The sequence below is a fragment of the Serratia sp. 2880STDY5682894 genome, from assembly GCF_001537385.1.
In the GTDB taxonomy this organism is placed as follows: Bacteria; Pseudomonadota; Gammaproteobacteria; order Enterobacterales; family Enterobacteriaceae; genus Serratia; species Serratia nevei.
This window is the reverse complement of record NZ_FCJA01000008.1, coordinates 104,072-124,265: the sequence shown is the minus strand read 5'-3', so window position 1 is coordinate 124,265 and position 20,194 is coordinate 104,072. Positions and strand designations below refer to the sequence as shown.

Here is a 20,194-nt window from a genome sequence, read left to right as displayed (position 1 = left end):
CGGCGGTGAGCGCGATGCTGCAACGCCTGTCGCTCGGCATGCTGCTGCTGTGCGCGTTCAGCGCGGCGGCGGCCTGCGAGTGGCCGGGCTGGCAACAGTACAAGCAGTACTACATCAGCCCGCAGGGGCGGGTGATCGATCCGAGCAGCCCGAACAAAATCACCACCTCAGAGGGACAGAGTTACGGCCTGTTCTTCGCCCTGGTGGCCAACGACCGGCCGACCTTCGATCGGCTGCTGGCCTGGACGGAGAACAACCTGGCGGCGGGCGATCTCAGCGCCCGTTTGCCCGCCTGGCTGTGGGGCGAGAGCGACGACAAGCAGTGGAAGGTGCTGGACGCCAACTCAGCGTCGGATGCCGATCTGTGGATAGCTTACAACCTGCTCGAAGCCGGCCGCCTGTGGAAAAGCCGGCGTTATCAAACCCTGGGGACGCTGCTGCTGCAACGCATCGGCCGTGAGGAAGTGGCCGACATTCCCGGCCTGGGCCTGATGCTGTTGCCGGGCAAAGTCGGGTTCGTGGCGGAAGATCGCTGGCGGCTGAACCCCAGCTACCTGCCGCCGCAGCTGCTGGCGCGTTTTGCGGCGCTGAACGGCCCGTGGCGCGCGATGCGCCAGGTCAATCAGCGGCTGTGGCTGGACACCGCGCCGCACGGCTTCTCACCGGACTGGGTGGTGTGGCGGGTCGGTGCCGGCTGGCAGCCGGATACCGTCAAGCCGAACGTCGGCAGCTACGACGCCATTCGGGTTTATCTGTGGGCCGGCATGCTGGCGGACGACGATGAGCACAAGGCGGCGCTGCTCGAACGCTTCCAGCCGATGGCGCAGCTCACCGCCAAACAGGGCGTGCCGCCGGAAAAAACCGATACCGCCAGCGGCAAAACCACCGGCACCGGCCCGATCGGCTTTTCTGCCTCGATGCTGCCGATGTTGGCGACGCAGGCCGAGGCGCTGACGACACAGCGGCAACGCATCAGCGAACATCCGCCGGGTGACGACGCCTATTTCAGCGCCTCGCTGACGCTGTTCGGTCAGGGGTGGGATCAACAACGTTATCGCTTTAATCGTCAGGGTGAATTGCAACCCTCGTGGGACGGCCAATGCACAACTTCAAAATAAACTGGCTGAATTTGATTCCGCTGAGCCTGGCGATGTTGCCACAGGCACGCGCCGCGGAGGCCGTGGCCCCGGAGCAGTGGCTGCTGGAGCAGGTGCGTATTGGCGAGGCCGGCAACAAGGACGATCTGGTGCGCCAGTCGCTGTACCGGCTCGAGCTGATGGATCCGAACAACCCGGACGTGATCGCCGCGCGCATGCGTTTGGCGCTGCGGCAGGGCAACATGGCGCTGGCGCAGCAGCAGTTGGACAAGCTGAAAACCCTCGCGCCGCAGTCCAGCGCCTATCGCCAGGCGCAAATGAACATGCTGCTGACGCAGCCGGAAACCCGGCAAAAGCTGCAGCAGGCCCGCCTGATGGCGACTGCCGGCCGGTTGCCGGAGGCCAAGGCGCAGTACGATGCGCTGTTCCACGGCGAGCCGCCGACGCTCGATCTGGCGGTGGAATATTGGCGACTGGTGGCGCGTTTGCCGGGGCAGGAGGCGAAGGCGTTGAAGCAGCTGCAGGCGCTGGATCAGCAATATTCCGGCAACGTGGCGCTGCGTATGTCGCTGGCGCGCATGCTGTTCAGTCAGAACCAGGACGCGCAGGCCTATGAGCTGCTGCAGAAGATCGCCGCCGATCCGGCCGGGCGCGGCGATGCCGCCGATCTGTGGCTGGACAAGGTCAAAGCGATGCCGGTCAGCGCGCAAAGCGTGGCGGCGCTCAACCGCTTCCTCGGCGTGTTCGACACCGGCGATCAGGCGACCAGCGCCCGCGAAGAGCTGGCCAGACAGCAGAAACTGTTGGCCGATCCGGCGTATCAGGCACGGGTACGCGGCCTGGCACAGGTGGATAAAGGCGGCAGCCGGGCGGCCATTCCGGCGTTGCAAAAGGCGTTGGCGGCGGCGCCGAACGACGCCGAGGTGCTGGGCGCGCTCGGCCAGGCCTATTCGCGCGCCGGCAACCGCCCGCAGGCGCTGAAACTGTTCCGCCAGGCGCTGGCCGCCGACAAGAACGGCTACGACAGCGGCAAGTGGCAAAGCCTGATCAAGAGCACCGGCTACTGGCTGGCGATCGACGAAGGCGACAAGGCGCTGAAGGCCGGCAATCTCGCGCTGGCCAGGCAGAAATACCAGCAGGCGCGCCAGCTCGACGACAGCGACGGCGATGTGTTTATCGGCCTGGGCGATGTGGCGGTGGCGAGCAAGGATGACGCCGCGGCGGAAGGATTTTATCAGCAGGCGCTGCGGCGCGACCCCGGCAACGGCAGCGCGCTGCGCGGCCTGGTGAATCTCTATCAACGGCAGTCGCCGGAAAAAGCGCTGGCCTACCTCAACGGCCTGCCGCGCAGCCAACAGGCCAAGCTGCGTAGCACCCTCGACGGGCTGCGGCTCGATATGTTGAAACAGCAGGCGGAGGCGCTGGCGGCGCAGCAGCAGTGGCAGCAGGCGGCGGAAATCTATCGCCGCGCTCAGCCGATGGATCCCGACGATGTTTGGCTGACCTATCGCTACGCGCAGGCGCTGCGTCAGGCCGGGCAGCCGCAGCAGGCGGACGCTCTGTTCCGGCAGCTGGCGCAGCGTCAGCGCGTCAATCCGCAGTTGGCCTATGCCTATGCGCTCTACCTTTCCGGCAGCGATCGCGACGACCAGGCGCTGGCGCAGCTCAATACGCTGCCTGTGGCGCAGTGGAACGACAACATGCGCGAACTGGCGCAGCGGCTGAAAATGCAGGCGGTGATCGCGCAGGCCGAACGGCTGCGGGCGGCCGGCGACGAACCGGCGGCGGAAGCCTATCTGCGCCGGCAGCCGGCGGACACCCGCATCGATTTACTGCTGGCCGACTGGGCGCTGGCGCGCGGGGAGTATGCGGCGGCGCTGGAGGATTATCAGCGGGTGAAACGGCGCGAACCGAACAACCCGGATGCGCAACTGGGCGAGATCGAAGCCTATGTCGCGCAAGGGGATCTGGACGCGGCGCGCCAGCGGCTGAAAACCGAACCGCAGCCGCAAGACGCTTCGCTCAATAGCCAACGGCGGGTCGCCAATGCCTGGAGTGCGATCGGCGATCCGCAGCAGGCCGAAGCTATCTTCGACCGACTGAAAACGGCGGCGGCTTCGGAGCCCGTGGGGCAGACCAAGGCGCTGATCTACCGCGACGCCGCCCGGCTGGAAAGGGCTCAGCAACAGCCTGAGCGAGCACAGCAGGATTACCGCCAGGCGATGGTAGCCGGCGGCATCACGCCGACGCTGCCGCAGGACAATGACAGCTACACCTATTTGACGCGCAATAACCCGAGCGACGACTGGTTGAAACGCGGCATCCGCTCCGACGCCGCGGATCTGTATCGGCAGCAAGACGTGAACGTCACGCTCGATCACGATTACTGGCGCTCGAGCGGCACCGGCGGCATTTCCGACTTCAACGCGCACGACACCATGCTGCAGGTGGACATGCCGCTCTATGACGGGCGCGCCTTCTTGCGCACCGACACCGTGCAGCTGGACGCCGGCCGCTTCTCGACCGACGGCAGCGGCAAGTACTACGAGACCTTCGGCACCTGCAATACGCAAGGGTGCCGTGGCGATGAACACCAGAAAACCACCGGCACCAGCGTGGCGGCCGGCTGGAAAAACGACCGCTGGGCCGCCGACATCGGCACGACGCCGATGGGCTTTGAGGTGGTCGACTGGACCGGCGGCCTGGCCTACAGCGGCGACTGGAACCACATCGGTTGGACGCTGGCGGCCTCGCGGCGGCCGATCTCCAGCTCGCTGCTGGCGTTCGGCGGTGCCAAAGATCCGAACACCGGCACCACCTGGGGCGGCGTGCGCGCCACCGGCGTCAGCCTGAGCGCGAGCTACGATCGCGGCGAGGCGAACGGCGTGTGGGCCGATCTCAGCGCGCACCAGATTACCGGCAAGAACGTGGCGGACAACCAGCGGCAGCGGTTGATGGCCGGCTACTACTACAAGCTGATCAACGAAGACAATCGCCGTCTGAGCGTCGGGCTCAATACCATGCTGTGGCACTACCAGAAGGATTTGAGCGGCTACTCGCTGGGGCAGGGCGGCTATTACAGCCCGCAGCAATATCTGTCGTTGTCGCTGCCGGTCAACTATCGCCAGCGCACCGAGAACTGGTCGTGGGAGCTGGGCGGTTCGGTTTCGCTGTCCCATTCGAAAACCGACAGCCAGCGCCGCTATCCGCTGCAGGGGCTGATCCCGGATTCACTGCCCGATAAGTTCGCCGTCGAGGACGGCAGCGCCTCGAGCGGCGTCGGTTATACGCTGCGGGCGATCGTCGAACGCCGCCTCAGTTCGCACTGGACGCTCGGCGCCGGCATCGACATTCAGCAGGCGAAGGACTATACGCCGAGCCACGCGTTGATTTATCTGCGTTATTCCCTGGCCGGCTGGCAGGGAGATCTCGATTTGCCGCCGCAACCGCTGACGCCTTACGCCGACTTCAAGTAACCGGGAGGGGAAAGATTCGGAGTGTCGGACACCGGGGAGTTTTGTTACCCTGTGTCCGGGTCGCGTTTGTTCGCTTTAGGAAAAGACTGAAACCCGCGATTTTCTTGGCTTTGCCTGCGGCATAGCCAGATTAAAACAGCCGATGATCGAGTATACTCAGCCCGGTTCGAGGGGGCGGGTGAGAGTCAGCCCCCTTTTTGTTTCAGCCCGATTTCACGGAGAGCAGGTTTGCGGGTCAGGCGTTCGTTAACGATTAAGCAGATGGCGACGGTGTCCGGCGTGGCACTGGTCACGATCTGTATCTTTATCGTGATCCAGTTATTCCACTTTGTGCAGCAGCGCAGGGATGACTACGCCCAGCAACTGGAGAATATCGCTCATTCCGTGCGCCAGCCGTTGGCGGAAGCGGTGCTGCGCATGGACGTGCCGGAAGCCAAAAAGGTGCTGAATACGCTGCTGCCGGTCGGCATTTTGAGCCGGGCGGATATCGTCTTGCCGAACGAGTTTCAGGCGCTGCACGCCAATTTCCCGCCTGAGAGGCCGGTGCCGACGCTGATCGCCCGGCTGTTTGAACTGCCGATCCAAATCTCCGTACCGCTCTATTCGCTGGAGCGGGTGCCGGCCAACCAGCAGCCGCTGGCCTATCTGGTGCTGCAGGCCGACTCGTTCCGCATGTACCAGTTTATCCTCAGTATTTTGTCGACCATGTTGTCGACCTACCTGCTGCTGGCGCTGATCCTGTCGGTGGCCATCACCTGGTGCATGAACCGGCTGATGGTGCATCCGCTGCGCGCGATGGCCAAGGAGCTGGAAAACATCTCGCAGGACGAAGCGCCCTATCACCAGCTGATGCTGCCGGCGCTGCACCAGGACGACGAGCTCGGCCTGTTGGTGCGCAACTACAACCGCAATCAACAGACGCTGGCCAAGGCGCATGCCGACATGAGCCGCCTCAGCACCCGCCATCCGGTGACCGAACTGCCGAATCCGGCGTTGCTGAACGCGTTGCTGGAACAGCATATCGCTTCCAGCCTGCGCCCCGAGCGTTTTAACCTGCTGGTGATCGGCATCGAGACGCTGCATGAGGCCTCGGGCGTGATGAGCCCGGCGATGCGTGAAGCGTTGCTGTTGGCGCTGGCGAAGAAGCTGCGCGGCTGCATCGACGAAAACGGCGTGCTGGCGCAGCTGAGCAATACCGAATTCGCCATCCTGGCCAAGGGCATCGAGCGGCCGTTCCACGCCATGCAGCTGGCACGGCGCATCATGGCGGAGATCAACGCGCCGTTGACGCTGGAAGGCTTGGCGCTGCGGCCCAACGCCAGCATCGGCATCGCGCACTACCTCAATCAGGGGGAAAGTGCGGAACAGCTGCTGCGCAGCGCCACCTCGGCGATGATGTCCGCGCACCGCGAAGGAAAAAATCAGATCCTGTTCTTCGAACCCAGCCTGACGGAACGCACGCAGAAGCGGCTGACGCAGGAGAGCGAGATCTTGCACGGCATCGAACAGCGGCATTTTACGCTGTTCCTGCAGCCGCAGATCGACATGCAGTCCAACGAGGTGATCGGCGCCGAAGCGTTGCTGCGTTGGCAGCAGTATGACGGCAGCTATACCCTGCCGGCCGACGTTATCCCGCTCGCGGAAGAGCTGGGCGTGATCGTGCCCCTCGGCAACTGGGTGCTGGAAGAGTCCTGCCGTATCCTGGCGGACTGGCAGCAACGCGGCATTGAGCTGCCGCTGGCGGTCAACGTTTCCGGTATTCAGATGCAGGATGAGGCGTTCGTTCCGCATCTGAAAAACCTGCTGGCGCAGTATCGGATCGATCCGCGCAAGCTGCTGCTGGAGATCACCGAGACGGTACGCATCGACGATCTCGACCGTGCGCTGGCGCTGCTGCGTGAGCTGCACGATCTGGGATTGTCGATCGCGCTGGACGACTTCGGGATGGGCTACTCCAGCCTGGAGTACCTGAACCGCTTGAAATCCCTGCCGATTGACCTGATTAAAATCGACCGCAGTTTCATTCAGGGGCTGCCGGCCGACGATGCGATGGTGCGCATCGTCAGCTCGATCTCTGAAGTGCTGGCGTTGCCGGTGATGGCCGAAGGCGTGGAAAACGCCGAGCAGCGCGACTGGCTGCTGAAGCACGGCATTCGCAGCGGGCAAGGATTCCTGTTTGCCCGGCCGCTGCCGCGCGAAGCGTTCGAAGCCGAGTTTTGCCGCGCGGCGCCGTGAGCGTCGCGTTACCTTTCCGGTACTTTTCCCCGTCCGAAAATCGCCATTCTCTACCTACCTCTTTTGCGTTAGTGCAAACAAAGGCTTACGCAATTTTCAGCTTTGCACCCAGACTGACGCGTTTCAGCTCTTAAATTCACATCAACCCCGTGGGGCGGGTGCAACAAATTATTTCCATGTTGTTAAGTGGGTGTTATTTTCCGCGCAAGCGATGAACAGGCTGGATGTTTAGACTGCTGCCTGGTGCGTGTCTTCCCCCCATAGGACGTTCATATGAAAACAACAATCTTTAAGAGCCTCTATTTTCAGGTGCTGACGGCGATCACGCTGGGTATCCTGCTTGGCCATTTCTACCCTGACCTCGGCGCCGAGATGAAACCTCTGGGCGATGGCTTCGTCAAACTGATCAAGATGATTATCGCCCCGGTGATCTTCTGCACCGTGGTGACCGGCATCGCCGGCATGGAAAGCATGAAAGCGGTGGGCCGTACCGGCGCCATCGCGCTGCTGTATTTTGAAATCGTCAGCACCATCGCGCTGATTATCGGCCTGGTGATCGTCAACCTGGTGCAACCGGGCGCCGGCATGAACGTCGATCCCGGCACGCTGGACGCCAAAGCGGTAGCGGTCTACGCCGAGCAGGCGCAGCAGCAGGGCATCATTCCGTTCCTGCTGGATATCATTCCCGGCAGCGTGATCGGCGCGTTCGCCAGCGGCAACATTCTGCAGGTGCTGCTGTTCGCGGTGCTGTTCGGCTTCGCCCTGCATCGTCTGGGTGAGAAAGGGCAGCTGATCTTCAACGTGATCGACAGCTTCTCGCGGGTGATTTTCGGCATCATCAACATGATCATGCGCCTGGCGCCGCTGGGGGCCTTCGGCGCCATGGCGTTTACCATCGGTAAATACGGCGTCGGCACCCTGGTGCAACTCGGCCAGCTGATCGTGTGCTTCTACATTACCTGTATCCTGTTCGTGGTGGTGGTGTTGGGCAGCATCGCCCGCGCCAACGGCTTCAGCATCTTCAAATTCGTCAATTACATCAAAGAAGAACTGTTGATCGTGCTGGGGACCTCGTCGTCCGAGTCCGCGTTGCCGCGCATGCTGGATAAAATGGAGAAGCTGGGCTGCAAGAAATCGGTGGTGGGCCTGGTGATCCCGACCGGGTACTCCTTTAACCTGGACGGCACGTCTATCTACCTGACCATGGCCGCGGTGTTTATCGCGCAGGCGACCAATACCCACATGGACATCATGCATCAGGTTACTCTGCTGGTGGTGCTGCTGCTTTCCTCCAAAGGGGCGGCGGGCGTGACCGGCAGCGGCTTTATCGTGCTGGCCGCCACCATCTCCGCCGTCGGCCATCTGCCGTTGGCCGGCCTGGCGCTGATCCTCGGCATCGATCGCTTCATGTCGGAAGCCCGCGCGCTGACCAACCTGGTGGGCAACGGGGTGGCGACCGTGGTGGTGGCGAAGTGGTGCGACCAACTGGATGAGAAACAGCTGAAAGACACGCTGAACAACAAAAACGCCGGCGCGGACAAAACGCAGCCTTCCGCCTGATATTGGCGGCGAATCACCGGCCGCAGCCGCGGCCGGTGAGGGAAACCCCCTGCCTCGTAACGATTTCTTGCATTAAAAACCCCGCTATCTATTATTTTTCACTCTAATGAGTGACATCCGCAAAGGCGCGCGGTCTAACACGATGGTACACTTTCTGCTTTCCGCCCCACTGTGAAACTCAGGGCGTATTTTTATGATTCCATTGAATGGAATACACGCATTTGCATAAGAAATTGGATAGTCATTAAGTAGGGGTTCACATGCAGGGCACCAGAATTCATCTTATAGTTGGTGGGCTGCTATTGGCTGCCGCCAGTAGCAGCGTGCAGGCTGAAGCACTACAACCCGATCCTGCCTGGCAGCAGGGGTCGTTGGCCAACGGGTTTTCATGGCAGATTCTCGATACGCCGCAGCGGCCAAGCGACCGCGTGGAACTGCGGCTGATCGTCAATACCGGCTCCCTGGTGGAGTCTTCGCAGCAGACCGGCTTCGCCCATCTGCTGCCGCGGCTGGCGTTGGCGCGCAGCGAAAGCTTTACCGCGCCGCAGCTGCGCGCCCTGTGGCAACAGAGCGTGGATAACGAGCGGCCGCTGCCGCCGGCGATCATCTCGTATGATTTCACCATGTATAACCTCAGCCTGCCGAACAACCGGCCCGACCTGCTGAAAGAAGCGCTGGCCTGGCTGGCGGACACCACCGGCAAACTGGCGATCGACGAGCATACGGTGCACGCGGTGATGAATTCCAGCATCAATCCGGTCGGCACTTTCCCGCCCAATACCAAAGACGCCTGGTGGCGTTACCGCCTGAAAGGCTCGACGCTGCTGGCGCACGATCCGGCGCAGCCGGCGAAACGGCCGGTCAATCTCGAGCAGCTGAAGAAATTCTATCAACAGTGGTATACCCCGGACGCCATGACGCTGTTCGTGGTCGGCAAGGTGGACAGCCGCAGCCTGGGCGAACAGATCAACAAGGCGTTCTCGCCGCTGCAGGGCAAACGTGAAACCCCGGCCCCGATGCCGACGCTGACGCCGCTGCCACAGCAGCCGGTAAGCCTGATCAGCGAGCAGGTGAAGCAGGATACGCTGTCTATCATGTGGGATTCGCCGTGGCATCCGATTCGCGATTCGCAGAGCCTGCTCCGCTATTGGCGTGGCGATCTTGCTCGCGAGGCGCTGTTCTGGCATCTCCAGCAGACGCTGGAAAAAAGCGACCAGAAGAACCTGCATCTGGGCTTTGACTGCCGCGTGCAGTACCAACGCGGGCAGTGCGCCATCCATCTGGATACGCCGAACAACAATCTGAACGGCAGCTTGGGCTTTATCGCCCGCGAGCTGGCCAACGTGCGTGACAACGGCCTGTCCAAAGAGGAATTCGATGCGTTGCTGGCGCAGAAAAACGATCAGCTGAGCAAGCTGTTCGCGACCTACGCCCGTACCGATACCGACGTGCTGATGAGCCAGCGCCTGCGTTCGCAGCAGAGCGGGGTGGTGGATATCGCGCCGGAGCTGTATCAGAAGCTGCGTCAGGAGTTCCTGTCCAGCCTGACGCTGGAGACGCTGAATCAGGCGCTGAAGCTGCAGCTTTCTCAGGAGGCGACGCTGGTGCTGATGCAGCCGAAGGGCGAGCCGGAAATGAGCATGAAGCAGCTGCAGGAAACCTATGACGGCATCATGATGCCGGCGCCGGCGGTGGTGACGGAAGAAGCCAAACCGGCCGACACCGCGGTGGCTGCGCCGGCGACGGACGCCGGCGCGCAGTAATGCACAGCAGGGGGCTCAGGCCCCCTCAGTTGCGGTACAGCACCTTGATGATGTGGTAACCGAACTGGGTTTTGACCGGGCCGTAAGGTTTGAGCAGTGGGATGCTGAACACCGCTTTATCGAACGCCGGCACCATCGCGCCCTTGTTGAATTCGCCCAGCGAGCCGCCGTTGCGTTTTGACGGGCAGCTCGAGTATTTGCGCGCCAGCGTGTCGAAGCTGACGCCGCGCTTCAGCTTGGCCAGCAGCTCGTTGGCCAGCTTTTCATTGTCTACCAGAATGTGCAGGGCGCACGCCGTTTTTGCCATGGTAATGCCTTTGTCGATGCGAAAATTGCGCTGATTATACCCGCTAAATCTCATCGGCGCTTTCTGCTACAATTCCCTTCCACGTTTTACAGTCGAGCAAGCCAGCACCATGCGATTAAACCCCAGCCAACAACAAGCCGTCGAATTCGTTACCGGGCCCTGCCTGGTGTTGGCCGGTGCCGGTTCCGGCAAGACGCGCGTTATCACCAACAAGATAGCCCACCTGATCCACCACTGCGGCTATCAGGCGCGGCACATCGCCGCCGTGACCTTTACCAACAAGGCCGCACGCGAGATGAAAGAGCGCGTGTCGCAAACCCTGGGGCGTAAAGAGGCGCGCGGGCTGATGATTTCCACCTTCCATACCCTGGGGCTGGAGATCATCAAACGGGAATACGTGGCGTTGGGGATGAAGTCCAACTTCTCGCTGTTCGATGACCAGGATCAGCTGGCGCTGTTGAAAGAGCTGACCGAAAAGTGGCTGGAAAGCGACAAAACGCTGGTGGCGCAGCTGATCTCGACCATCTCCAACTGGAAAAACGACCTGATCGATCCCCAGCGGGCGGCGGAGCTGGCGCGCTCGGAGCGCGACAAGCTGTTCGCCCACTGCTACGGCCTGTACCACGCCCATATGCGGGCGTGCAACGTGCTGGACTTCGACGACCTGATCCTGTTGCCGACGCTGTTGCTGCAACGCAACGAAGAGGTGCGCGAACGCTGGCAGCAGCGTATTCGCTATCTGCTGGTGGATGAGTACCAGGATACCAACACCAGCCAGTACGAGCTGGTTAAGCTGCTGGTGGGCAACCGCGCGCGCTTTACCGTGGTGGGTGACGACGACCAGTCGATCTACTCCTGGCGCGGCGCGCGGCCGCAGAACCTGGTGCTGCTGAAGGAAGATTTCCCGGCGCTGCAGGTGATCAAGTTGGAGCAAAACTACCGTTCCAGCGAGCGCATTCTGAAGGCGGCCAACATTCTGATCGCCAATAACCCGCACGTGTTTGAAAAACGGCTGTTTTCCGAGCTGGGATATGGTGAAGAGCTGAAAGTGGTGACCGCCAACAACGAGGATCACGAAGCCGAGCGGGTGGTGGGGGAACTGATCGCCCACCACTTCGTAAAAAAGACCAACTACGGCGACTATGCGATCCTGTACCGCGGCAACCACCAGTCGCGGGTGTTTGAAAAGATGCTGATGCAAAACCGCATCCCGTACAAGATTTCCGGCGGCACCTCGTTCTTCTCGCGCCCCGAGATCAAGGATCTGCTGGCCTACCTGCGCGTGCTGACCAACCCGGAGGACGACAGCGCCTTCCTGCGCATCGTCAATACCCCCAAGCGCGAGATCGGCCCGGCGACGCTGCAGAAGCTCGGCGAATGGGCCAACCAGCGCAATAAGAGTTTATTCCACGCCAGTTTCGATCTGGGGCTGAGCCAGCACTTGACCGGGCGCGGGCTGGAGTCATTGCAGCGCTTTACCCACTGGCTCGGCGGTATCGCCCAGCAGGCGGAACGTGAGCCGGTGGCGGCGGTGCGCGATCTGATCCGCGGCGTGGACTATGAGAGCTGGCTGTTTGAAACCTCGACCAGCCCGAAGGCCGCCGAAATGCGGATGAAGAACGTCAACACGCTGTTCGGCTGGATGACCGAGATGCTGGAAGGCAACGATCTGGACGAGCCGATGACGCTGACCCAGGTGGTGACGCGCTTCACCCTGCGCGACATGATGGAGCGCGGTGAAAGCGAAGAAGAGCTGGATCAGGTACAGCTGATGACGCTGCACGCTTCCAAAGGGCTGGAGTTCCCCTACGTATTCCTGGTGGGCATGGAAGAGGGCCTGCTGCCGCACCAGAGCAGCATCGATGAAGACAATGTCGATGAAGAGCGGCGTCTGGCCTATGTGGGGATCACCCGCGCGCAAAAAGAGCTGATCTTCACCCTGTGCCGCGAGCGCCGTCAGTACGGCGAACTGGTGCGGCCGGAGCCGAGCCGCTTCCTGCTGGAGCTGCCGCAGGACGATTTGGCGTGGGAAACCGAGCGCAAAGTGGTGAGCCCGCAGGAGCGGATGCAGAAGGGGCAGAGCCATCTGGCCAATATCCGCGCCCAGCTGGCCAAGGCCAAAGGCGGGAATTAAAAAGACAGGGCTAGATTACTGACAAAGGAGGAAAAAGCGTGGTTTTTCCTCCTTTGAGGTTATCAGCCGAAAATCAATGAATTGATTTTCCTTATTTTTTATATGCTGTCTTCTGTAAACCTGGCAATGTCATCAGGTTTGCCATTAACCTTCAGGCGCTCATCGCGCCCTGGTCATTTCAACGCTGTTCTTCCAACCGCAGCGTCCAGTGGACGTAGCTCTGCCAGTGGCTTTCCTGCTCCAGCGCCTCGGCGCGCAGCGGATGCTGTTCCAGCCAACCCGGCGGCAAGATCACCGTCAGTTCGTCGTCCTGATTGGCGCGTAACCGCACCGCCGGCAGCGTGTCATCGCGGCGGCGGCTGGCGAAGATGATCGCCAGGCGCAAAATGCGGCACAGACGCTGCGCAGTGCGCGGCGGCAGGGCGTTTTGCTGGTTCAACAGCGACAGGTCGAGGGTGTTGCTCTGGTTTTGCAGCAGGGTGGCCAGCAGTTTTTTCTGCGCCGGGGTAAAGCCGGGTAAGTCCAGGTGGCGGATTAGATAAGCGGCGTGTTGCGGAGCCTGCTTGAAATCGACGCTGAGGCCGAGTTCGTGGATCAGGCTGGCGCTGTGCAACAGCTCGCGACATCGCGCATCCAGCTGCCACTCGTTGGCGACCTGCTGCGAGAAGTTGGCGGCGAGTTGGCTGACGCGTTCGGCCTGCTCGGTGTCGATCAGGTAGCGACGCTGCAGGTTGCGGATGGTGCGGATGCGAATATCCTGCTCCACCGGCAGATGCAGCATGCCGTAAACCAGGCCTTCACGCAGCGCCCCGCCGGCCAGCATCATGCTCTCGATGCCCAGCTCCTGGAAGATGGCCAACAGAATGGACAGGCCGCTCGGGAACACCAGCGCGCGCTCCAACGTCAACCCTTCGATCTCCAGCTCTTCCAGCTTGCCGCACTGAATGGCGCGCTGTTTCAGCTGGCGCAGCTTGGGCAGGGTGATGCGTTCATCCATGCCTTGCGCCACCATGATCTCCTGCAGCGCCTGCACGGTGCCGGAAGCGCCGACGCAGATCTGCCAACCTTGCTGGCGCAGCTGCGGTGCGATCGGCCGCACCATTTCGCGCGCGGCCTGTTCGGCGCGTTCGAAGTTTTCTTGCCCAAGGTTGCGATCGCTGAAATAGCGTTCCAGCCAGGTGACGCAACCCATCGACAGGCTATACAGCTGCGATGCCTGTGCGCCGGTGCCGGTGACCAGTTCGGTGCTGCCGCCGCCGATGTCGACGACCAGCCGCCGATCCGGCCCGCCGGTGGTGTGCGCAACGCCGTGATAAATCAGCCGCGCTTCTTCTTCGCCGCTGATCACCTGCACCGGGCAGCCGAGGATTTGCTCGGCGACCTGCAGAAACTCATCGGCGTTGGACGCCAGGCGCAGCGTGGCGGTGGCGACGACGCGGATCTGCTCGCGCGGAATGTCCTGCAGGCGTTCGGAGAACAGCCGCAGGCACTGCCAGCCGCGTTGCATGGCCTCATGCGACAGGTGATTGTTCTGATCCAGCCCGGCCGCCAGGCGCACCTTGCGCTTGATCCGCGCCAGAGTCTGAATGCTGCCGGCCACCTCGCGCACCACCAACATGTGGAAGCTGTTGGAGCCGAGATCGATGGCAGCATAAAGCGTGCTGGAACTGAGCATGGCGATCAGCTCGAACGTTTACGGTTGCTGCGCGGCGCGCCGCCGCGACGAGGCGCGGAGTTGCGACGTGGGCCGTTGCCGCCGCGCGGACGCGACAGGCGCTTCGGCGCCGGCAAATCGGTCAGCAGCGCATCGCTGTTGTACTTGCTCACCGGAATGCTGTGGTCGATATAGGTCTCGATCGCCGGCAGGTTGAGCGCGTACTCTTCACACGCCAGGCTGATGGAGTGGCCGCTGGCGCCTGCGCGGCCGGTACGGCCGATGCGGTGCACGTAGTCTTCGCAGTCGTCAGGCAGATCGTAGTTGAAAACGTGCGTGACGGAAGGGATGTGCAGACCGCGCGCGGCGACGTCGGTGGCGACCAGGATATCGAGGTTGCCTTTGGTGAAGTCGTCGAGGATACGCAGGCGTTTTTTCTGCGCCACGTCACCGGTCAGCAGGCCGACGCGGTGACCGTCGGCGGCCAGATGGCCCCAGATGTCTTCGCAGCGGTGCTTGGTGTTGGCGAAGATGATGGCGCGATCCGGCCACTCTTCTTCAATCAGCGTCTGCAGCAGGCGCATTTTTTCTTCGTTGGACGGGTAGAACAGCTCTTCTTTAATGCGGTGGCCGGTTTTCTGTTCCGGTTCCACTTCAACATATTCGGCGTTGTTCATCTGCTCGAAGGCCAGTTCGCGTACGCGATAGGACAGGGTGGCGGAGAACAGCATGTTCAGGCGTTGATCGGCCGTAGGCATACGGCGGAAAAGCCAACGGATGTCTTTGATAAAGCCGAGATCGTACATGCGATCGGCTTCATCCAGCACGACGACCTGCATCGCGCCGAGATCGACATAGTTCTGTTTGGTGTAATCGATTAAACGGCCGGTGGTGCCAATCAGAATGTCCACGCCGCTTTCCAGCACTTTCAGCTGTTTGTCGTAGCCGTCGCCGCCGTAGGCCAGGCCCAGTTTCAGGCCGGTGCTCTGGGAGAGCGCTTCTGCATCGGAGTGGATTTGCACCGCCAGTTCACGCGTAGGCGCCATGATCAAGGCGCGCGGCTGATTGGTCTGGCGATCCTGTTTCGCCGGGTGAGTCAGCAAATAGTGAAAAGTAGACGCCAAAAACGCCAGCGTCTTTCCGGTACCGGTTTGCGCCTGACCTGCAACGTCACGCCCGGAGAGCGTGAGCGGCAATGCTAACGCCTGGATGGGCGTGCAATTGTGAAACCCTTTTTTCTCAAGGGCTTCAAGGACTAACGGGTGCAGGGCGAAGTCGGAAAACTTCTGTTCGGTCAAGTGTGTTTTGCTCATAGTGTGGTAGAATATCAGCTAACTATTGCTTTACGAAAGCACATCCGTTGAAATAAACGCGGTGCAATAAAATCACCTTGAGTTGGTTAATGCTACACCAACAAGGTAGACATAATCCTGTGGAGTAGAACATGAGCGATAAAATTATTCACCTGACTGACAGCAGCTTCGAAGCCGATGTGCTGAAAGCGGAAGGGCCGATCCTGGTCGATTTCTGGGCTGAATGGTGTGGGCCGTGCAAGATGATTGCTCCGATTCTGGATGAGATTGCCGAAGAGTTCGAAGGCAAACTGACCATCACCAAGCTGAATATCGATCAGAACCCGGCTACCGCGCCTAAGTACGGTATCCGTGGTATCCCTACGCTGTTGCTGTTCAAGAACGGTGAAGTGGCCGCGACCAAGGTTGGCGCGTTGTCCAAAGGTCAGCTCAAAGATTTCCTGAACGCGAATCTGTAATCGGGCGGGAAGCCCAGTATCAGGCGCCTGGCGGTGATGTTCAATTCACCGCTAGACGCCTGCCAAGAAGCGTGTTAAGTTTAACCACACTGCATATAGAACTTGCCCGAAGTTTTAAATCTAAAGAGTTTGAATCTAAAGCTATACTCTGTGTCGAACCACTGGCGTTGAAAGTAAACTGAACTCAGCCCGTGTTTTGGCAATCAAACGGTTTTGCAAAAATCATTTTTAAGGTACCTTCGATCTTCAACCGTCAATGCGTGCGCCCGATGTAAGCCATTTCTTACCGCGACGGCTCTGCGCCCGGTGATCGAACGTCCAGTAAACAGGCACGCATCTCGCTGCCATACCATTCACGATACAAGTTCGAGACATACCCCGAGTTTAAGAACCCACCACTATGAATCTTACCGAATTAAAGAATACGCCGGTTTCTGAGCTGATTACTCTCGGCGAAAATATGGGGCTGGAAAACCTTGCCCGCATGCGCAAGCAGGACATTATCTTCTCCATTCTGAAGCAACATGCGAAAAGCGGAGAAGATATCTTCGGCGACGGCGTGCTCGAGATATTGCAGGATGGATTCGGTTTCCTCCGCTCTGGAGACAGTTCCTACCTCGCCGGTCCCGACGACATCTATGTATCCCCTAGCCAAATCCGCCGCTTCAACCTCCGCACAGGTGACACCATTTCCGGTAAGATTCGTCCGCCAAAAGAAGGCGAGCGCTATTTTGCCCTGTTGAAAGTCAACGAGGTCAACTACGACAAGCCGGAAAACGCCCGCAGCAAGATCCTGTTCGAGAACTTGACCCCGCTGCACGCCAATTCCCGTCTGCGGATGGAGCGCGGCAACGGTTCGACCGAAGACCTGACGGCGCGCGTACTGGATCTGGCGGCGCCGATTGGCCGCGGCCAGCGTGGCCTGATCGTGGCACCGCCGAAAGCCGGTAAAACCATGCTGCTGCAGAACATTGCGCAGAGCATCGCCTACAACCACCCTGACTGCGTGCTGATGGTGCTGCTGATCGACGAACGTCCGGAAGAAGTGACCGAGATGCAGCGTCTGGTGAAAGGCGAAGTGATCGCATCGACCTTCGACGAACCGGCTTCGCGTCACGTGCAAGTGGCCGAAATGGTGATCGAGAAGGCCAAGCGCCTGGTTGAACACAAGAAAGACGTGATCATTCTGCTCGACTCCATCACTCGTCTGGCGCGTGCCTACAACACCGTGGTACCGGCCTCAGGCAAGGTGCTGACCGGTGGTGTGGATGCCAATGCCCTGCATCGTCCGAAGCGCTTCTTCGGTGCGGCACGTAACGTGGAAGAGGGCGGCAGCCTGACCATCATCGCGACCGCGCTGGTTGATACCGGTTCGAAGATGGACGAAGTGATCTACGAAGAATTTAAAGGTACCGGCAACATGGAATTGCATCTGGCGCGTAAAATCGCCGAGAAACGCGTATTCCCTGCGATCGATTACAACCGCTCCGGTACCCGTAAAGAAGAGCTGCTCACCACCTCCGAAGAGCTGCAAAAAATGTGGATCCTGCGCAAAATCATCCATCCGATGGGTGAGATTGACGCGATGGAGTTCCTCATTAATAAGTTGGCGATGACTAAAACCAACGATGAATTCTTCGATATGATGAAGCGCTCATAATTCGTTAAAAAATTCGCTGAACGCCACGCCTAGTCGTGGCGTTTTTCGCTTTTGGCGGATACGATAAGTAGCAGTAATGGAAAAGTAAGTTGTTTCCTCGACTTATTGAGAATTCATCTTGTTTGTCGGTCGGTTTCTCGCCGGTCGGCTTTGCTGCTGTCGTTTTGTCAGCCGAAGCGAAGAAAATAGGCATGAATCACCGTTGTCATAGGAAATGACCGAAAGGTGGCGGGGGCCGATGGCACAAGCTATTGCCCGTGGTAAGCTGCCTTATCTTCTACAGAGATCTGTTAACTGTGAACTTACTCACTATGAGTACTGAAATTCTATTTGTTTTCCTGTTTTCTTTGGCTTTTCTCTTTGTTGCCCGCAAGGCGGCAAAACGTATTGGTCTGGTAGATAAACCCAATTATCGCAAACGCCATCAGGGGCTGATTCCGCTGGTCGGCGGTATTTCCGTTTATGCCGGGCTGTGCTTCGCGTTTTGGATTTCTGAACAACCTATCGCGCACGCCAAGCTTTATCTTACCTGCGCCGGCATTCTGGTGTTTGTGGGCGCGCTCGACGATCGTTTCGACATCAGCGTTAAAATCCGCGCCCTGGTGCAGGCGTTGGTCGGCATCGCCATGATGGTGTTCGCGGGCCTCTATCTGCGCAGCTTCGGCCATGTGCTGGGCGACTGGGAGATGCTGCTGGGGCCGTTCGGCTATCTGGTGACGCTGTTCGCGGTATGGGCGGCGATCAACGCCTTCAACATGGTCGACGGCATCGATGGCCTGCTGGGGGGCTTGTCGTGCGTCTCCTTCGGCGCGCTGGGCCTGTTGCTGTACCTGAGCGGCCATCATGAGCTGGCGTTCTGGTGCTTTGCGATGATTGCCACCATCGTTCCCTATATTTTGCTCAACCTTGGCATCCTTGGCCGCCGTTATAAGGTGTTCATGGGGGACGCCGGCAGTACCCTGATCGGCTTTACCGCCATTTGGCTGCTGCTGCAAAGCTCGCAGGGAAAGGCACACTCGATTAACCCGGTGACCGCGCTGTGGATCATCGCTATTCCGCTGATGGACATGATAGCAATCATGTATCGTCGTTTACGCAAGGGGATGAGCCCCTTCTCTCCCGATCGTCAACATATTCACCACCTGATCATGCGCGCCGGCTTTACGCCGCGGCAGGCTTTCGTGTTGATCACCCTGGCGGCCGCATTGCTGGCGGCGGTTGGCGTGATCGGCGAACGCCTGACTTTTATCCCAGAGTGGGTTATGTTGGCATTATTCTTGCTTGCTTTCTTCCTGTACGGTTACTGCATCAAGCGCGCCTGGCGGGTTGCGCGGTACATTAAGCGTATCAAGCGTCGCCTGCGGCGTTCGAGCGATAACAAGCAAGTATCTTAACCAGAGGCTTTTTGGCTGTGATGAATCCAGAAACAACGTCTGACAAGCATACCCCGGCGGTGGATAACGAACTTGATATCCGCGGCCTGTGCTGCACCCTGTGGCGCGGCAAACCGTGGATTATCGGCATTGCGGTGCTGTTCGCGGCGGTCGCGCTGATCGTCTCTTATCTGGTTAAGCAAGAGTGGAGCGCGACCGCCATCACCGACAGACCGACGGTGAATGCGCTGGGCGGTTACTACTCGCAGCAGCAGTTCCTGCGTAATCTGGACGTGCGCACGCTGCCGGCGACGGCCGGCGATCAGCCGAGCATCGCGGATGAAGCGTACAATGAGTTCATCATGCAGCTGGCAGCTTACGATACGCGTCGCGATTTCTGGCTGCAGAGCGATTACTACAAGCAGCGTCAGGAAGGGGATGCCCGCGCCGATGCGGCGTTGCTCGACGAACTGATCAACAACATCCTGTTCACGCCGCGCGACGACAAGAAAGTGCCGAACGACGGCGTGAAGCTGACGGCGGAAACCGCCGCCGACGCCAACCGCCTGCTGCGTCAATACGTGGCCTTCGCCAGCCACCGCGCAGCCCTGCACCTGAACGAAGAGATCCAGGGGGCGTGGGCCGCCCGCACCACCTCGATGAAGGCGCAGGTCAAACGTCAGGAAGCGGTGGCGGAGTCGGTTTACAAGCGTGAGCTGAACACCACGCAGCAGGCGCTGAAAATCGCCGAGAGCCAGGGGATAAGCCGCACGCAAACCGACACCCCGGCCGAGCAACTGCCGGATTCGGATCTGTTCCTGCTGGGCCGGCCAATGCTGCAGGCGCGTCTGGAAGGCCTACAGGCTTCCGGCCCGACCTATGACCTGGATTACGATCAGAACCGCGCGATGCTGGCGACGCTGAACGTTGGCCCAACGTTGGATGAGAAGTTCCAGACCTATCGCTATTTGCGTACGCCGGAAGAGCCGGTAAAACGCGACAGCCCACGCCGGGTCTTCTGGCTGATTCTGTGGGGCGCGATGGGCGCTTTGGTTGGCGCGGGTGTTGCCTTGGCGCGTCGGCCGCGTAGTTAAAAATAATATAATAATCTGATGCAGGGCGCGTGAGCGCCCCATTCGCAGGCGGGGCCTGCGATTAACCGAC

General features: G+C 60.2%; 13 protein-coding genes. 10 read left to right on the top strand and 3 right to left on the bottom strand.

What is annotated here, in order from left to right; genetic code table 11:
* The first annotated feature begins 5 nt into the window (after positions 1-5).
* The 5 genes from bcsZ to AWX27_RS18170 all read left to right on the top strand — a co-directional run bounded on the left by bcsZ (position 6) and on the right by AWX27_RS18170 (position 10,131).
* Complete coding sequence (bcsZ, locus tag AWX27_RS18190) at positions 6-1,118, top strand: cellulose synthase complex periplasmic endoglucanase BcsZ (protein WP_080432962.1); 1,113 nt, start codon at positions 6-8, stop codon at positions 1,116-1,118.
* Positions 1,100-4,573: a cellulose synthase complex outer membrane protein BcsC gene (bcsC, locus tag AWX27_RS18185; protein WP_060424239.1), complete on the top strand. Its 3,474-nt coding sequence runs from the start codon at positions 1,100-1,102 to the stop codon at positions 4,571-4,573. The genes bcsZ and bcsC overlap by 19 nt, the downstream gene beginning before the upstream one ends.
* Positions 4,574-4,801: 228 nt before the next feature.
* The gene (hmsP, locus tag AWX27_RS18180; RefSeq protein ID WP_060424237.1) at positions 4,802-6,808 is read left to right on the top strand and encodes a biofilm formation regulator HmsP; all 2,007 of its coding nucleotides are present in this window, start codon (positions 4,802-4,804) and stop codon (positions 6,806-6,808) included.
* A gap of 273 nt (positions 6,809-7,081) precedes the next feature.
* Positions 7,082-8,368 carry a dicarboxylate/amino acid:cation symporter gene (locus AWX27_RS18175; RefSeq protein WP_038874048.1) on the top strand — a complete coding sequence of 429 codons (1,287 nt, stop codon included), beginning with the start codon at positions 7,082-7,084 and terminating at the stop codon, positions 8,366-8,368.
* Between the two features lie 260 nt (positions 8,369-8,628).
* A complete protein-coding gene (locus AWX27_RS18170; protein WP_060424235.1) occupies positions 8,629-10,131 on the top strand; it encodes a M16 family metallopeptidase in 1,503 nt (500 codons plus the stop codon).
* A 25-nt stretch (positions 10,132-10,156) separates the two neighbouring features.
* Here the strand turns inward: AWX27_RS18170 and ppiC are convergent, their stop codons facing one another.
* Positions 10,157-10,438 carry a peptidylprolyl isomerase PpiC gene (gene ppiC, locus AWX27_RS18165; RefSeq protein ID WP_004934175.1) on the bottom strand — a complete coding sequence of 94 codons (282 nt, stop codon included), beginning with the start codon at positions 10,436-10,438 and terminating at the stop codon, positions 10,157-10,159.
* A gap of 109 nt (positions 10,439-10,547) precedes the next feature.
* Here ppiC and rep point away from each other — a divergent pair, with 109 nt between their 5' ends.
* The gene (rep, locus tag AWX27_RS18160) at positions 10,548-12,572 is read left to right on the top strand and encodes a DNA helicase Rep (RefSeq protein ID WP_004934177.1); all 2,025 of its coding nucleotides are present in this window, start codon (positions 10,548-10,550) and stop codon (positions 12,570-12,572) included.
* Between the two features lie 178 nt (positions 12,573-12,750).
* Here rep and ppx read toward each other — a convergent pair whose 3' ends face one another.
* Positions 12,751-14,247: an exopolyphosphatase gene (gene ppx / locus AWX27_RS18155; protein ID WP_047729463.1), complete on the bottom strand. Its 1,497-nt coding sequence runs from the start codon at positions 14,245-14,247 to the stop codon at positions 12,751-12,753.
* 5 nt (positions 14,248-14,252) lie between these two features.
* Complete coding sequence (rhlB, locus tag AWX27_RS18150) at positions 14,253-15,539, bottom strand: ATP-dependent RNA helicase RhlB (RefSeq protein ID WP_060424233.1); 1,287 nt, start codon at positions 15,537-15,539, stop codon at positions 14,253-14,255.
* Between the two features lie 131 nt (positions 15,540-15,670).
* Here rhlB and trxA point away from each other — a divergent pair, with 131 nt between their 5' ends.
* The 4 genes from trxA to wzzE all read left to right on the top strand — a co-directional run bounded on the left by trxA (position 15,671) and on the right by wzzE (position 20,124).
* Positions 15,671-15,997 (top strand): thioredoxin TrxA, encoded by a 327-nt coding sequence (gene trxA, locus AWX27_RS18145; RefSeq protein ID WP_004934187.1) that lies wholly within the window; start codon positions 15,671-15,673, stop codon positions 15,995-15,997.
* 400 nt (positions 15,998-16,397) lie between these two features.
* Complete coding sequence (rho, locus tag AWX27_RS18140; protein WP_004934188.1) at positions 16,398-17,657, top strand: transcription termination factor Rho; 1,260 nt, start codon at positions 16,398-16,400, stop codon at positions 17,655-17,657.
* A 296-nt stretch (positions 17,658-17,953) separates the two neighbouring features.
* A complete protein-coding gene (gene wecA / locus AWX27_RS18135) occupies positions 17,954-19,051 on the top strand; it encodes a UDP-N-acetylglucosamine--undecaprenyl-phosphate N-acetylglucosaminephosphotransferase (RefSeq protein WP_004934192.1) in 1,098 nt (365 codons plus the stop codon).
* A gap of 20 nt (positions 19,052-19,071) precedes the next feature.
* Complete coding sequence (gene wzzE / locus AWX27_RS18130; protein ID WP_029988858.1) at positions 19,072-20,124, top strand: ECA polysaccharide chain length modulation protein; 1,053 nt, start codon at positions 19,072-19,074, stop codon at positions 20,122-20,124.
* The last annotated feature ends 70 nt before the right edge of the window (positions 20,125-20,194 follow it).